We start from the raw sequence: 15,159 nt of genomic DNA, 5'->3' as shown, positions 1-15,159 counted from the left end.
GCTGTGCCAACAGCGTGGCACAAGATCCGGGCTACGATGTCAGGAAAAGGCATCCGTAGCCCCGAAACATTTAACCCTTTAGAATGGACTATTTTGTATCACACCTGTACATTCCTGCTCACTCATTTCCGCCAATCCTCTTATCTTTGTGTTCAGTAATCACTCCATAAAAGACCAACATTATGAAGAATGTCTCACGTTTACTACCGCTATTGCCCGGTATAGCCCTGCTGACCGGATGCAATCAGAAAGTACAAAAAGACAACGGACAAAACTCACAAAAGCCTAACATTATTTATATATTCGCGGACGACCTTGGCATAGGTGACCTTAGCTGCTACGGAGCGACAAAGGTCAGTACTCCCCATATCGACCGCCTTGCCGGACAGGGCGTACAGTTCACCAACGCCTATGCAACTTCCGCCACCAGTACCCCTTCCCGCTTCGGACTCCTGACAGGCATGTACCCGTGGCGACAGGAGAACACAGGCATCGCCCCCGGAAACTCGGAACTAATCATCGACACCGCCTGCGTCACCATGGCCGATATGCTGAAAGAAGCAGGTTACGCCACCGGAGTTGTCGGCAAATGGCATCTTGGACTCGGTCCGAAGGGAGGCACCGACTTCAACGGCCACATCACCCCCAACGCCCAAAGTATCGGCTTCGACTACGAGTTCGTGATTCCGGCAACCGTAGACCGTGTCCCCTGTGTATTCGTCGAGAACGGACACGTGGTAGGACTCGACCCGAACGACCCGATCACAGTGAACTACGAGCATAAAGTAGGCGACTGGCCTACAGGCGAAGAGAACCCGGAACTCGTAAAACTAAAACCCAGTCAGGGACATAACAATACGATAATCAACGGCATCCCCCGCATCGGCTGGATGACCGGAGGTAAGTCCGCTCTCTGGAAAGACGAGGACATCGCCGACATCATCACCAATAAAGCAAAAAGCTTCATCGTCTCCCATAAGGAAGAACCTTTCTTCTTATATATGGGTACGCAGGACGTACACGTACCGCGCGTCCCACATCCCCGCTTCGCCGGGAAAAGCGGTCTGGGAACCCGCGGAGACGTAATCCTGCAACTCGACTGGACCATCGGAGAGATCATGAACACCCTCGACAGCCTCCAGCTGACGGACAACACCATCCTGATATTCACCAGCGACAATGGCCCCGTCATCGACGACGGCTACCAGGACCAAGCCTTTGAACGTCTCAACGGACATACCCCGATGGGTATTTACCGTGGTGGAAAGTACAGCGCTTACGAAGCCGGAACCCGCATTCCGTTCATCGTCCGCTGGCCTGCCAAAGTGAAGCCGAACAAGCAACAGGCTCTCTTCTCACAAATCGATATCTTTGCCTCACTTGCCGCTTTACTGAAACAACCGCTTCCGGAAGACGCAGCTCCTGACAGTCAGGAACATCTGAACACGCTTCTGGGAAAAGACTACACCAGTCGTGAATACATCGTACAGCAAAATCTCAATAATACGCTCGCCATCGTGAAAGGACAATGGAAGTACATCGAACCGAGTGACGCCCCCGCCATCGAATACTGGACAAAAATGGAACTGGGCAATGACAGGCATCCCCAGCTGTACGATTTATCCGCCGATCCATCGGAGAAAAACAATGTAGCGAAACAGCATCCGGAAGTTGTCAGGGAGCTGTCCGAACTGCTTGAATCGGTAAAGACAAGATAACCAATGAGAATAGCAGATTTGTATTATTTTGTATCAATCTTGAATAATTCTATCCATATGAGAACAATCAATGCGTATATCTTTGCCATCGTAAATTCAACAAAATCACTTAATTTTTAATATATGAAAAAACATCTATCCAACCAGACAAGAAAAAGGATGCTCTCCATTTTGGGAATGCTCCTGCTTTCTGTTCCATTTGTGCTTGCACAAGTACTTGTCAAAGGTACTGTGAAGGATAATCTAGGAGAAGGTGTTCCCGGAGCCAGTGTTCAGGTAAAAGGCACTTCGCAGGGAACGATCACCGACCTTGACGGTAAATTCACTCTTAACATCCCCCAAAAGAACGCTACCTTGGTTATTTCCTTTATCGGCTACGTCACCGTAGAACAAAAGGCGGACTCGCAAAAACCAATGGTCATCACATTAAAAGAAGATACTAAAACGCTGGACGAAGTAGTGGTTGTCGGCTATCAGGAAGTACGCCGCCGCGACCTTACGGGTTCCGTGGCGAAAGCCAACATGGCAGATGTACTTACCGCCCCCGTCGCTTCATTCGATCAGGCACTCGGCGGACGTATCGCCGGAGTAAACGTAACTTCGGGCGAAGGTATGCCGGGCGGCAACATGAGTATCGTGATCCGTGGTAACAACTCACTGACACAAGAAAACTCGCCGCTGTTCGTTATCGACGGTTTCCCGATAGAAGATTCATCGGCAGCCAGCACGCTGAACCCTTCCGATATCGAGTCGCTCGACTTCCTCAAAGATGCGTCGGCTACGGCCATTTACGGTGCGCGCGGTGCCAACGGTGTTGTCATCATCACCACCAAGAAAGGTAAGGTAGGACGGGCACAGTTGTCCTATGACGGTAGTTTCGGTGTGCAGCACGTCACCCGCACTATTCCGATGATGGATGCTTATGAGTTTGTCAAGCTACAGAATGAAATGTATCCTACCGTCGTTGCCGGCTCATACCTAATGAACTACGAAGGCAAGCAATGGACACTGGACGATTATAAAAACATACCGCAATATAACTGGCAGGACGAGATATTCAAGACTGCCTGGCAGCAGAATCATACGGTCAGACTTGCCGGTGGTACGGAAGGTGTACGCTACAATGCTTCCTTATCTTACTTCGATCAGGACGGTACGCTGATAGAAACCGGTTACAAACGTATGCAAGGACGTATGAACACAGTAGTCCGTCGCGGCAAACTGAACATGAGCCTGACCACCAACTATTCACGCTCTATCCAGACAGGTAGTACTCCATCATCCACCTCTTACAGTGGTATGAACAACCTTTTCTATAGCGTATGGGGATACCGTCCGGTGACTTCCCCCGACACTCCGCTCAGCTTCCTGATGGACAGTTCAACGGACAATGCCGTAGATTCAAGCAACGACTACCGTTTCAACCCGATCAAATCACAGAAGAACGAATACCGGAAGAGCTACACCAACAATCTTCAAATGAACGGATTCGCAGAATACGAAGTACTGAAAGGACTGAAACTGAAAGTTTCCGCCGGATATACTTATGATTCACGCAAGCAGGATCAGTTCAACAACTCGAATACCCGCTACGGAGGTCCTACCTCTACAGATAAAGTGAATGCTCAGGTAACCCGCCAGGAACGCCTGACATGGCTGAACGAAAACACCCTGACTTATCAGACTAACATCAAAAAGAAACACTTCCTCAATGTATTGGGAGGTATCACGTTCCAGAACTCGGACTATGAGATTTATTCATTCCGCACAACGCACATCCCCAACGAATCACTCGGTATGGCAGGCATGAGCGAAGGACAGGCAGGTACTACCACTTCGGCAAAGTCTTCATGGGCGATGTTATCATACCTCGGACGTGTGACTTACAACTATATGTCTAAATATTACGCTACCGTTTCTTTCCGTGCCGACGGTTCTTCCAAGTTCAACAAGGACAACCGTTACGGATACTTCCCTTCCGGTTCTCTCGCATGGAGCTTCTCGGAAGAAGAATTTATGAAGCCGTTGAAAAGTGTACTGTCCAGCGGTAAGGTTCGTTTGAGCTGGGGACTCACGGGTAACAACCGTATCGGCGAATATGATTATTATGCGCTGCTGGCGGTATTGAAATCAAGAGTCGGCTCGTATACATCGACAAACTCCCTCCCAAGCGGTGTTTATCCGTTCGACAATGATGCGACGAATGCAGGTGTTGTTCCTACTTCTCTGCCCAACAAGGATTTGAAATGGGAAACAACCGAACAATGGAACGCAGGTCTCGACCTCGGATTCTTCGACGAACGCATCGGTATAACGATGGATATTTACCGGAAGACCACCCGCGACCTGTTGCTGGACGCTTCCCTGCCTTTTTCTTCGGGTTATTACAGCGCTACCAAGAATATCGGTAAAGTACGTAACGATGGTCTGGAACTTAGTCTGAACACCGTCAACTTCCAGACACGCGCCTTCAAGTGGACGACTAACTTCAACATTTCATTCAATAAGAATAAAGTACTGGCATTGTCGGAGAATCAGACAGCCTTGCTGACTGCCGCGCAATTCGACCAGAACTACAACGGTCAGTCCAGCTACATCGCCAAAGTCGGTCTGCCGATGGGACTGATGTATGGTTATGTCTATGAAGGTACATACAAGTACGACGACTTCAACAAATCGGGTAACTCATACAGCCTGAAACCGGGAGTGCCCCACTACTCTACTGAGACCAACACTCAGCCGGGTATGCCCAAATATGCCGACCTTAACGGAGACGGAGTAGTTGACTCCAACGACCGTACGATTATCGGACGCGGACTTCCGATACATACAGGTGGTTTCACCAACAACTTTGAATATAAAGGCATCGATCTGAGCATCTTCTTCCAGTGGTCATACGGCAACGATATCATGAATGCCAACCGCCTGTTCTTTGAAAGCTCCAACAACCGTTCACGCGAATTGAACCAGTTCGCCAGCTATGCCAACCGCTGGACACCGGAAAATCCGACCAGTGACATCCCTGCGGCTACCAACTCCTCTTCCAACCGTGTGATCTCTTCACGCATCATCGAAGACGGTTCGTACCTGCGTCTGAAGAACGTAACAGTAGGCTATACCTTCCCCGCCAAGCTGGTGAAGAAATGGAAGATAGACAAAGCACGTGTTTACGTTGCCGCACAAAACCTGTGGACATGTACCGGTTATTCCGGTTATGATCCGGAAGTATCTGTACGCAACAGTGCGCTCACTCCCGGTCTGGACTACTCTTCCTATCCGAGAGCATACTCTATCAGCTTCGGTGTAAGCCTGGGATTCTAAACGGATAATGATAGTAACAGTTAGAAAAAAGAATTCGATTATGAAAGCATTAAAAATAACAATCATAGCTCTATTGGCAGGTTTCAGCATGGTATCCTGTGACTTTCTGGACAAAGAACCTACCAAACTGACGCCGGAGAACTACTTCAACACCCCCGCTGAAGCCAACTCCTTCCTGACAGGCATCTACGCCATACTGTCGCAACCTACTTTCTACGGCGGTGACTATATGTACCTCGTAGCCGGTGACGACTTATCCCACTACGGAGGCAGCGGACGCGGTCCCGCATCTACCGGACTGATCTGCAACAACGCCACCACCAGTGACAACGCCGTGACTGCCTTCTGGTATGCCCTCTATTCAGGCATCAACCGTGCCAATATGTTCCTCGAAAACATCGACAAAGTAAACGGTTTCGATGCAGGCGTCAAAGAACAGTACATCGCCGAAGCCCGCTTCCTGCGTGCATTCTATTATTTCAATCTGGTAGAGTGCTGGGGAGATGTTCCTTTCAAAACAGTTTCAACCCAAAGCGTTACCAACCTGAATATCCCGCGTACGGACAAGCAGGAAATCTATGACTTCATCATCTCCGAAATGGCAGATGCCGCCGAGACTGGTCTGAAATCGGCCTCCGATCTTGCTTACAAGCCGGGACGTATCTCCCAGTCTACCGCATGGGGCATACTGGCACGTGTATATCTGTTCCGTGCAGGCGAGCATTACCGTGAAGGTCGCAATGCCACACAGGCCGAAAAGAAAGACTATTTCGAAAGAGCCAGCTTCTATGCCCAGAAAGTAATGACTGCCGGTCACAAACTGGCTGCCAACTACTGGGACCCTTTCATCGATATGTGTTCCGACAAGTATAACACCACTGCCAACGAAAGCATCTGGGAAGCCGAATTTGCCGGCAACAACACTTCGGATACACAAGCCGAAGGCCGTATCGGTAACATCATCGGACTCGCCGGTCCGGATCTGTCCTCCAAAAGCGATGTGACGGGAGCCAAAGACCCCGGATATGGCTATGCCTTTATCTACAGCACTCCGAAACTGTACAACCTTTATGTGAACAACGGTGATACCAAACGTTTCAACTGGAGTATCGCTCCGTTTGAATACAAAGAAGCCGGAGGCAAGAATACAGGCGTTACCCACCGTGAATTTGAGCAGGGCAAACTTGCTGAAGTAATGTCTCAATACGGTCAGCAACGCGGAACTTACCAGTACGCAGATGACACAGAAAAGACCACAGCCACCAAGAACTTCAGCCGTATGTGCGGCAAATACCGCCGTGAATACGAAGCGGATAAGAAAGACAAGAACTATACGTCTATCAACTTCCCGATCCTGCGCTATGCTGACGTACTGCTGATGATCGCAGAAGCGGAAAACGAAGCGAATAACGGTCCTACCACTCTGGCTTACCAATGTATGAAGGAAGTAAGAGAACGTGCCGGATTGAACGAGCTTCCCGACATGACGCAGGAAGAATTCCGCCAGACCGTGAAAGACGAACGTGCTATGGAACTTTGTTTCGAATACACCCGTCGTTTCGACCTGATCCGCTGGGGTGAGTATGTGAAGAATATGAGAGCATTGGTAACCGAAGCACAATCCGGCAACAACTGGACGCAGGGACCTACCAACGTATATACCTACTTCAACATCTCCAGCACATACAACTACTTCCCGATTCCGGATGCGGAAATGAGTGTAAACAAAGATATCACACAGAACAACCCGGGTTGGTAATCACAATATTCATCGATAAAAGCATCATAGATTATGAAAACATATAAACTCATAGCCATCTGTATAGCAAGCCTCTTCTTCGGGGCTTGCAGCGACGGGCTGGACGAAGCGGTAGGTCTGCACGTAAAAGTAGCGACCAACGAGAATGTAAGCTTCGACGGACAGATCATTACTGCCAAAAAAGGTACTCCGATAGAGTTCATCCTTTCGGGCGATCCGGACTTCCTGACATTCTTCAGTGGAGAAGCGGGCAGCAAATACGAATATCGCGAACGCGAAACGATTGATCCTTCACAGATCAAGTCGTCTATGCTGAACTTCTCTATCTGGTTCCAGTACGGTAACCCGAGCACGACATTGGAGAAACACGTATATATCTCCGACGAATTCACCGGATTATACAAGGATAATTTCGAAGCTGACTCTTTGCTTGTAGAGCAATTTGAGAAAGACGGTAAATGGAAAGAACTGGTTCCGCAGTCCGCATTCCCGACAGCGGCGGTAGGCAATGCCGATCTTGCCACTCCATACAGTTTTGATATGAAAGAATACATGGGCAAACGGATTGCAATCGCTATCTGCTACCGTGGCATTGACAATACAGTGGCACAATCCAAGATGTACTTTGAGCGGATGCGCATCAATAATGTGATGACGAGCGGACAGGAAGCAGAATATTCTGCCGGTTCTTTCGGCTTTACTCCGATCAATATGAAGAACAAATGGAATCTGAAGGATCAGACCAGCATGACCAAAGACCGTGAATACGGGACAGTTACCAATAACGTATCCGGTATCTGGAACCTGACAGGTGTAGGCGGCGGCTCCTTCTTCATCCATAGTACCAATGCCAACGATCCGCTGAAATACAGCTGGCTGGTTTCCGATCTGATTACCGTTAACTCTTGCAGCCCCGATCAGGGAACGAAAGTAAAGGATATTACCCAGCGTCTGGATAAGTACACATATACCTACAATCAAATTGGTATCTACAACGTGACATTCCTCGCTCGTAATGCCAATATCGATCATTCCTCCACGACTACTTACCACATGGTGGTAAACGTAGTGGAATAACAATAAACGAATAGAATAATAACTAATACATTATATCTATGAATTACTTTAAATCAATCATGTTAACCGCATTTGCGCTGTTTGCATTGGCAGCGTGCGATACAGACGACTTGAGAGACGATGTTGACAATCTGAAAGACCGCGTAGAGTCTTTGGAAGCACAAGTCAGTCTATTGAACGATAACATGACAGCTATCAAGCGACTGCTTGAAGGTGGTCAGACTATCACAGAAGTGACGAATACAGACGGTACATATAAACTGAAACTGAGTAACGGAGAAACCATCTCACTGACACAAGGCTCGAAGGGAGAAGTTGCTTATCCTGAGATTACTGTCAATGACGAGGGTCAATGGGTAGTGAACGGTGAGGTATTGATGCAGAATGGCATACCTGTTCAGGCTGTGGGCACTCCCGGTAAGGATGGTATAGCTCCCAAGTTCCGGATTACGGACGAGGGAAGTTTCTGGCAGGTAAGTTATGATAACGGAACCAGCTGGGAAGACGTACTCGACACAGACGGTCAAAAGGTATCCGCAGTCAGCGATGGTTCCGGAGGAAGCAGTGCAGACTCTTTCTTTGAGGAAGTATACGTAGATTCAACCGGGGAATTCTTCGTTGTCAAACTGAAAGGACAGACGGAAGCCATCTCTATCCCTATCGTAAAAGACTTGCTTTGCGAAATCACCGAACCGGAAACCGGAATGAAGAACGGATACTGGGAAATAGGCTATGGCAAGACTGCCACTACGACTGTAAAAGTAAAAGGTGAAAACATTATCGTTACTGCTCCTGCCGGATGGGTGGCTACTGTGAGCGAAGCGGATGAAATGACCAATGTAGCTACATTGAGCATTACAGCTCCGGCAAACGCAATGAGTACACGTGCAACGGCGGATAACGGTTCCGACGTAACAGTGCAGGTTAATAAGGGTGCCAGTTGGGCGGTTGCCAAGATTCAGGTGAAGGCAATTCAAGTAGTTGACAGCTACTATGCTTTATATAATAGCGGAGCCACATTTACGGTAAATGGAATTGAAGTAAATAACACTAAATTCGAGAATGCAACATACATTGATTCTGATCAGACAATCACTACTCCAGGCATCTATTTTATCAAAGGAGGGGTCACTGTCAACTATAACAGTACCGTTAATGCTGCTAATTTGCTTTTCATCGGAGATGATTCACAAAACATCAGTACAGTGGCAATTACAGGAAATTATATCAGACTCAGACAAAATACCGAGACTGGACATTTCTTGTGTAAAAACATTGTATTTAAAGCAGCCGAGGGATTCACTAATTATCTGTTTACTGTTTATGCAGACGAGTCATTTGCTAATGTAGCTTTTGATCAATGTCAGATTGTACTTAATGGCAAACCTGTAAGTGCCATTACTAACGACAAAAGGAGCATTGCCAATTTCAGCATGGAAAATAGTACCATCAAGATAACAGCTGTTACACAACAGTTTATTATCAATACCAGCAGTAATAAGAATCAGGATTATGGCAATGTCATCTTTAGAAACAACACATTCTATTGTCCGTCAGGTAAAGTAAATCAATTGGTTTTATTCAATGGTTCAGCTTCAGGTATAGCCAGTCTGACCATAGAAAACAATACATTTATAAACTTGGAAACAAATACCGGTGGCTACGTAAACATAGGCAATCTGGCGAAAACCTCTATTAAAAATAATATCTTCTGGACAAATACAGACGGAACAGGTAATGTAGTCATCATTCGTCCTCAGATAACATCCCCAACAGGAGATATTTGCGCAGATAACCTCCTTTACAAAACTATGACTTATAATTGGCAAATGTTCTATGGAGGTAAACTACCGTTTGAAGGAGCAGAAGAACTGAAAGCATTAACATCCAATCCGTTCGACGGCGGCACCTTCGACCTCGCCAACGGTATCTTCGTTCCGAATGCAGAATATGCCGAATACGGTGCAACCAACTAATACCGACTAACGTATGAAAAAAGTAATATCAATCATATGTATCACCCTCCTCGTCGCACTTTACTCGTGCGACGAACGGGATGATCTGCGCTCCGACATTGACAACCTGAAAGAACGGGTAGCCAATCTGGAAGCGAGCATAGAACAGATGAACTCGGACATCAGCAACTATCAGCAGATGGTTGAAGGTAAGATTCTGGTGGTGGGATATAGCAAGGATGAACAGGATAACTATACCATCGAACTGAGTAACGGCGAAACTGTAACCATATACAGCGGCAAAGTAGACATGAACGATATGCCTTTGTTCAGCGTCAACGCGTCAGGTCACTGGGCATATACCATCAACGACATGACCACCGAACTGCTCGTTAACGACAAACCGGTAAGCGCCATCCCCGAAGCGGGAACAGCAGGCGTCACCCCGAAACTGAAGGTAGATGCAAACGGTTTCTGGCTGATCTCTATCGACAACGGAAGCACCTGGAACAAATTGGGCAACAACCAGATTGCCGACGGAACGCAAGCCGTTGCCAACGCAAGTTCCCTGTTCAGCAACGTAACCATCGACGAAGCGACCGGACAGATCACCTTTACCATCCGTGCCGACAACAGCCAAGTAAAAGTCCCCATCTACGGAAAAGACTTCTACCTGACAATCAAGTATGAAGGCACAGCCACTTTCGGTCTGGGACAAAAGCAGGAATTCCTTGTAGAACAAGCCAACGTGGAAACAGCCACCATCGAAAACCAGACATGGGGCGTGAAACTGACGGAAAACAAACTGATCGTCACCGCCCCCAAAACAAACGTGCAAGGGAAAGAATACGAAGAACAGATTTACATCAAGATATTCTCGAAAGAAGGTTACTGCCGGGTAGTGAAACTTCCGGTAAAACTGCTGACCACGGAGATAGATGCCAACTCGGCTTTAGCTTGGCAACGCTTCAGGCAGGGAGAGGACAATGTGCTACCCGACTATTCGTATGCCGGATATAATCATGGAGAAAGTGCGCCGCAAGGCGCATTTTCTTTAGGATACCAAGTGATCAACGTAAAAGAGCGCATGACCGCCAAGAACATGACCGCCCGTGAAGCGCTGATCAGCATCCTGCAAGAGAAAGGCATGACAAGAGTAAACGGAACCAACAAGCTGAACGCCAACGCGAAGATTGTAATCTATTTCCCCGCAGGCGACTACATTCTTCACAACGACGACGATAACACCCGCGACGAAAGCAAGCAGAAGGATGCCGTTGATTCGAAAAACAACAATGTCAGCAGTGGCATTGAAATCTATGGCGGTAACTTTGTGATCAAAGGCGACGGTCCCGACAAGACCCGTCTGATCATGGAAACGCCTAATCTGCCGACAAGTATCAGCAACCTCAGTTCATCACCTATACTGTTGGCAATCAAGCACACCAACGGTCCGAACAATGCCGGTAACTCCCCCAAGCTTGCTTCCGTTACCGAGAATGCCAAGCGCGGAGACTTTACCGTGAAAGTCAGCGGAACCACCGGAATCTCCTCCGGACAGTGGGTACAGTTGCGCTTGCGCAGCGGAGACAGGGAACTGGTAAAGAAAGAGATCGGTCCGATTGCCCTCAACGAGAACTGGGCGATAGCGAAAGCCCCTATCTCCATCAACCAAAGCTCCGACGACCTGTATGGCGTCAAAATCACCGAGTTTCATCAGGTGAAATCCGCCTCAAACGGCAAGATCACTTTCTACGAACCGATCATGCACGACATCGACATCAAATATAACGATACGGAAGGGTGGGAAATCCGTACGTACAAATATCTGGAGAATGTCGGTGTGGAAGACCTGAGCTTCGTAGGAAACGCATTGGACGGCTACGCCCATCACGGAGAAGGACACGCCGAACAGGCTAAAGTAGGCTGGCAATACGACGGAGCCTATAAACCGCTGCTGCTGCAACGTGTAGTCAATTCATGGGTACGCAACGTCCACTTCGAGAGTGTCAGCGAAGCGCTTACTTTTGCCGAATCTGCCAACAGCTCGGCATACGATATCCGTATCAGTGGAAAACGCGGACATTCAGCCGTACGTTCGCAAGGTTCTTCACGCGTCTTTATCGGCAAAGTCCGCGATGAAAGTGCAGGAAATGACGTATACGGCAAGAGTTGCCAAGGGCAGTTCCACGGTTGCGGCGTATCGAAGCCAAGTGTAGGAACCGTATTATGGAACGTAACCTGGGGCAATGACGCCTGTTTCGAATCCCACGCCACACAGCCCCGTGCCACGCTGATAGACAATTGCAGCGGCGGACTTGTATACTACCGCGCAGGAGGCGACGAAAATGAAGTCCCCAATCACCTGGGCGACCTCACCCTGTGGAATCTGAATGTGACCGGAACGGATTCTCACGCTTCTAACTTCGCATGGTGGAGCGACAGCGATACATGGTGGAAGATTTTCCCGCCTATCGTAGTCGGTACACATGGTATGAACGTGAAATTCTCCGGTAAAGAGCAGCAACAAGTCACATATGAAGAAAGTACCGGTATGAAGGTATCCCCCGAATCTTTGTACGAGGCACAATTGCGGGAACGTCTGGGCTATGTACCCGGATGGCTCAACGCACTTAAATAACAACCAATCACCCGCACGATTTTTCTAACCTTCAGTTAAAAACGTATATGAAAATCAGACTTTAATCAATTTAACACCCAAAAGAGAGGGGCCGGGAGGTTCCTCTCTTTTACTTTTCCGTATATCTACAGGAAATAAGAAGTTTTTTAAGTACTTTTGTAAATCAATAATATACGCAGTATGAAAGCAGACCACCCTGAAGATATAGAAGATATAAAGGAACTCATAGCCCAAACTGAAAATGAACAAGTGGAATTTAAAGAAACCACCGGACAATTGGAACGTGGCATGGAAACGCTTTGTGCTTTTCTTAACGGAGAAGGCGGAACGGTCTTATTCGGCATTACAGACAAAGGCAAGATAATCGGGCAAGAGGTTGCCGATGTAACCAAAAGGAGCATTGCGGAGGCTATCAACAGATTAGAGCCAACAGCAAACGTACACGTCTTTTATATTCCCCTTCCAGACAGTAGTAAGAAAATAATAGCACTCCATGTTGAAAATTCAAGAGACAACCGCCCATTTTGCTATAAAAGTCGTCCTTATTATCGTGTAGAAAGTGTAACATCCGCCATGCCACAAGCAGTGTATAATCAATTGCTGATAATTCGCGACGAGGCAAAATATCGTTGGGAACTGTTTGAAAACCCTAAACTCTCTTTGCAGGATATGGATGAAAATGAAATTCTGAAAACGGTCAGACTCGGAATAGAATGTGGTCGTTTGCCAGAGAATACAGGAAACAACCTCTCCATTATTTTAGAAAAATTTGGGTTACTGGTGAATGGCGTATTAAACAATGCTGCCGCTGTACTGTTTGCCAACAGGGAACTGATAGAATATCCGCAATGTCTTTTAAGGCTGGCGCGTTTCAAAGGAACAGATAAAATGGTCTTTATGGATAATCAGCGCGTACAAGGTAATCTGTTCCAATTGCTTGATTCAGCAATGACCTTTATATTCAAGCACCTTTCTTTGTCAGGCACAACCGAAGCTTTGGAGCGGGAAGAACATTTGACGATTCCTTATAAAGCTATACGAGAAGGGATTATCAATTCACTTTGCCATAGACAATTCCGGACTCCAGGCGGCTCTGTAGGAATAGCTATTTATGATGACCGTGTGGAAATTGAAAATCCTGGAACATTCCCTCATGGCTGGGATATGGAAAGGATGAAATCCGAACATTGTTCAGAACCTCGGAATCCTTTAATTGCCAATGTCCTCTATAAGCGCAAGTTATTGGAAAACTGGGGACGTGGTATCAGCTTAATGACAGAAGAATGTCGAAAAGCCAATTTACCGGAACCGGAATTTAAGTTGGCCAATGGTTTTGTAATACTTGTTTTCCGATACGGGACAAATAACCACACAAGCACCATGCAAGTACCACATAAGCACCACATAAGTACCATACAAGTTCAGTCCCTATTGAATATAATGGAATATAACACCTATTCCGTTAAGGAAATGATGGAGCTTTTAGAATTGAAAAACCGTAGCTATTTTTCAAAAGAATACTTAAAGCCTGCTGTTGAAACAGGAGTTATAGAGCCAATTTTCCCTGACCAGCCTAAAAGCCCGAAACAGAAGTATCGGCTGACAGAAAAAGGAAAAGCTTTATTAGAGAAAAGATAACGAATAACGAATAGCAAATTAAAAGATATGCAAGATACACTACCCATCCATTTTGCTCCGCTGCAAGGTTACACCGAAGCAATTTACCGCAATGCACATGACGCCTTCTTCGGCGGTGTAGACACCTATTATACTCCGTTCGTACGATTGGAAAAAGGGAACTTCCGGCGCAGAGATGTCCGGGGAATCGAACCTGAGAACAATGGGGTGCCCCACCTGATTCCTCAGTTGATAGCCTCATCGGCAGAGAAAGCAGAAGTGATTTTATCCCTTTTCATCGAAAAAGGATATCAGGAAGTGGATATAAACCTAGGCTGTCCGTTCCCGCTTCTGGCGAAACGTCATAACGGCTCCGGCATACTTCCTTATCCCGAAGAGGTGAAAGCATTGCTCAGCATTGTCACCCGATATCCGCAGATCAGCTTCTCCGTCAAAATGAGACTGGGATGGGAACAGCCGGATGAATGCCTGGCACTCGCTCCCATACTGAATGACCTGCCTCTGCGCCAGATCACCATGCACCCCCGTCTGGGCAAACAAGGTTACAAAGGAGAAGTTGACTTGCAAGGATTCTCAGCTTTCCGGGAGGTCTGTCAGCTTCCGCTTGTTTACAATGGAGACATTCATAATTTGGAAGATATTCAACGCATCAGCACACAATTCCCCTCACTGGCGGGAATCATGATAGGACGCGGACTACTGGCAAATCCGGCTTTAGCACTGGAATACAAAGAAAACCGTACGCTCGCGCCCGATGAAATGAGGGATAGACTGAAATCCATGCACAAAAGCGTGTACAACAATTACGACGTACTATTGGAAGGAGGAGAGGGACAGCTACTGACTAAAATGAAGACCTTTTGGGAATACCTGGCGCCCCAAACCGACAGAAAAGTACTGAAAGCGATTCATAAAAGTACGAATATCAGCAAATATTATCAGGCTGTCAGTGCCTTTTTTAATCAACGGTAGATTGAGAATCAGTTATTTTATGTAATTTTGCGCCCGTTTATTAACAAGCACATTATGAAAAATACATTCTATTATCTC

Annotated in this window: 8 protein-coding genes; all 8 read left to right on the top strand. The window is 47.1% G+C overall.

Features of this window, described 5'->3' with window-relative positions:
• Window positions 1-182: 182 nt before the first annotated feature.
• Window positions 183-1,718, top strand: coding sequence for a sulfatase family protein (locus BT_RS16875; RefSeq protein WP_011108775.1), 1,536 nt, complete (start codon window positions 183-185; stop codon window positions 1,716-1,718).
• Window positions 1,719-1,877: 159 nt separating this feature from the next.
• A complete protein-coding gene (locus BT_RS16870; RefSeq protein WP_011108774.1) occupies window positions 1,878-5,039 on the top strand; it encodes a SusC/RagA family TonB-linked outer membrane protein in 3,162 nt (1,053 codons plus the stop codon).
• A gap of 40 nt (window positions 5,040-5,079) precedes the next feature.
• Window positions 5,080-6,798, top strand: coding sequence for a RagB/SusD family nutrient uptake outer membrane protein (locus BT_RS16865; RefSeq protein WP_011108773.1), 1,719 nt, complete (start codon window positions 5,080-5,082; stop codon window positions 6,796-6,798).
• A 33-nt stretch (window positions 6,799-6,831) separates the two neighbouring features.
• Window positions 6,832-7,875: a DUF5017 domain-containing protein gene (locus tag BT_RS16860; RefSeq protein WP_011108772.1), complete on the top strand. Its 1,044-nt coding sequence runs from the start codon at window positions 6,832-6,834 to the stop codon at window positions 7,873-7,875.
• Window positions 7,876-7,913: 38 nt separating this feature from the next.
• The gene (locus tag BT_RS16855; protein WP_011108771.1) at window positions 7,914-9,851 is read left to right on the top strand and encodes a PL29 family lyase N-terminal domain-containing protein; all 1,938 of its coding nucleotides are present in this window, start codon (window positions 7,914-7,916) and stop codon (window positions 9,849-9,851) included.
• A gap of 13 nt (window positions 9,852-9,864) precedes the next feature.
• The gene (locus BT_RS16850) at window positions 9,865-12,471 is read left to right on the top strand and encodes a DUF4955 domain-containing protein (protein WP_008767539.1); all 2,607 of its coding nucleotides are present in this window, start codon (window positions 9,865-9,867) and stop codon (window positions 12,469-12,471) included.
• 180 nt (window positions 12,472-12,651) lie between these two features.
• Window positions 12,652-14,109 carry an ATP-binding protein gene (locus tag BT_RS16845; protein WP_008767538.1) on the top strand — a complete coding sequence of 486 codons (1,458 nt, stop codon included), beginning with the start codon at window positions 12,652-12,654 and terminating at the stop codon, window positions 14,107-14,109.
• Window positions 14,110-14,136: 27 nt separating this feature from the next.
• Entirely contained in the window at window positions 14,137-15,081 is a 945-nt protein-coding gene (locus tag BT_RS16840; protein WP_008767537.1) for a tRNA-dihydrouridine synthase family protein, read from the top strand.
• The last annotated feature ends 78 nt before the right edge of the window (window positions 15,082-15,159 follow it).

Source organism: Bacteroides thetaiotaomicron VPI-5482 (genome assembly GCF_000011065.1).
Taxonomy (GTDB): Bacteria; Bacteroidota; Bacteroidia; order Bacteroidales; family Bacteroidaceae; genus Bacteroides; species Bacteroides thetaiotaomicron.
This window is presented reverse-complemented; position numbering and strand designations above follow the sequence as displayed.

What these genes read in the sequence shown, in the direction of transcription:
- BT_RS16875 (WP_011108775.1), top strand. Translation starts at nt 183, where the DNA reads ATGAAGAATGTCTCACGTTTACTACCGCTATTGCCCGGTATAGCCCTG.
- BT_RS16870 (WP_011108774.1), top strand. Translation starts at nt 1,878, where the DNA reads ATGCTCTCCATTTTGGGAATGCTCCTGCTTTCTGTTCCATTTGTGCTT.
- BT_RS16865 (WP_011108773.1), top strand. Translation starts at nt 5,080, where the DNA reads ATGAAAGCATTAAAAATAACAATCATAGCTCTATTGGCAGGTTTCAGC.
- BT_RS16860 (WP_011108772.1), top strand. Translation starts at nt 6,832, where the DNA reads ATGAAAACATATAAACTCATAGCCATCTGTATAGCAAGCCTCTTCTTC.
- BT_RS16855 (WP_011108771.1), top strand. Translation starts at nt 7,914, where the DNA reads ATGAATTACTTTAAATCAATCATGTTAACCGCATTTGCGCTGTTTGCA.
- BT_RS16850 (WP_008767539.1), top strand. Translation starts at nt 9,865, where the DNA reads ATGAAAAAAGTAATATCAATCATATGTATCACCCTCCTCGTCGCACTT.
- BT_RS16845 (WP_008767538.1), top strand. Translation starts at nt 12,652, where the DNA reads ATGAAAGCAGACCACCCTGAAGATATAGAAGATATAAAGGAACTCATA.
- BT_RS16840 (WP_008767537.1), top strand. Translation starts at nt 14,137, where the DNA reads ATGCAAGATACACTACCCATCCATTTTGCTCCGCTGCAAGGTTACACC.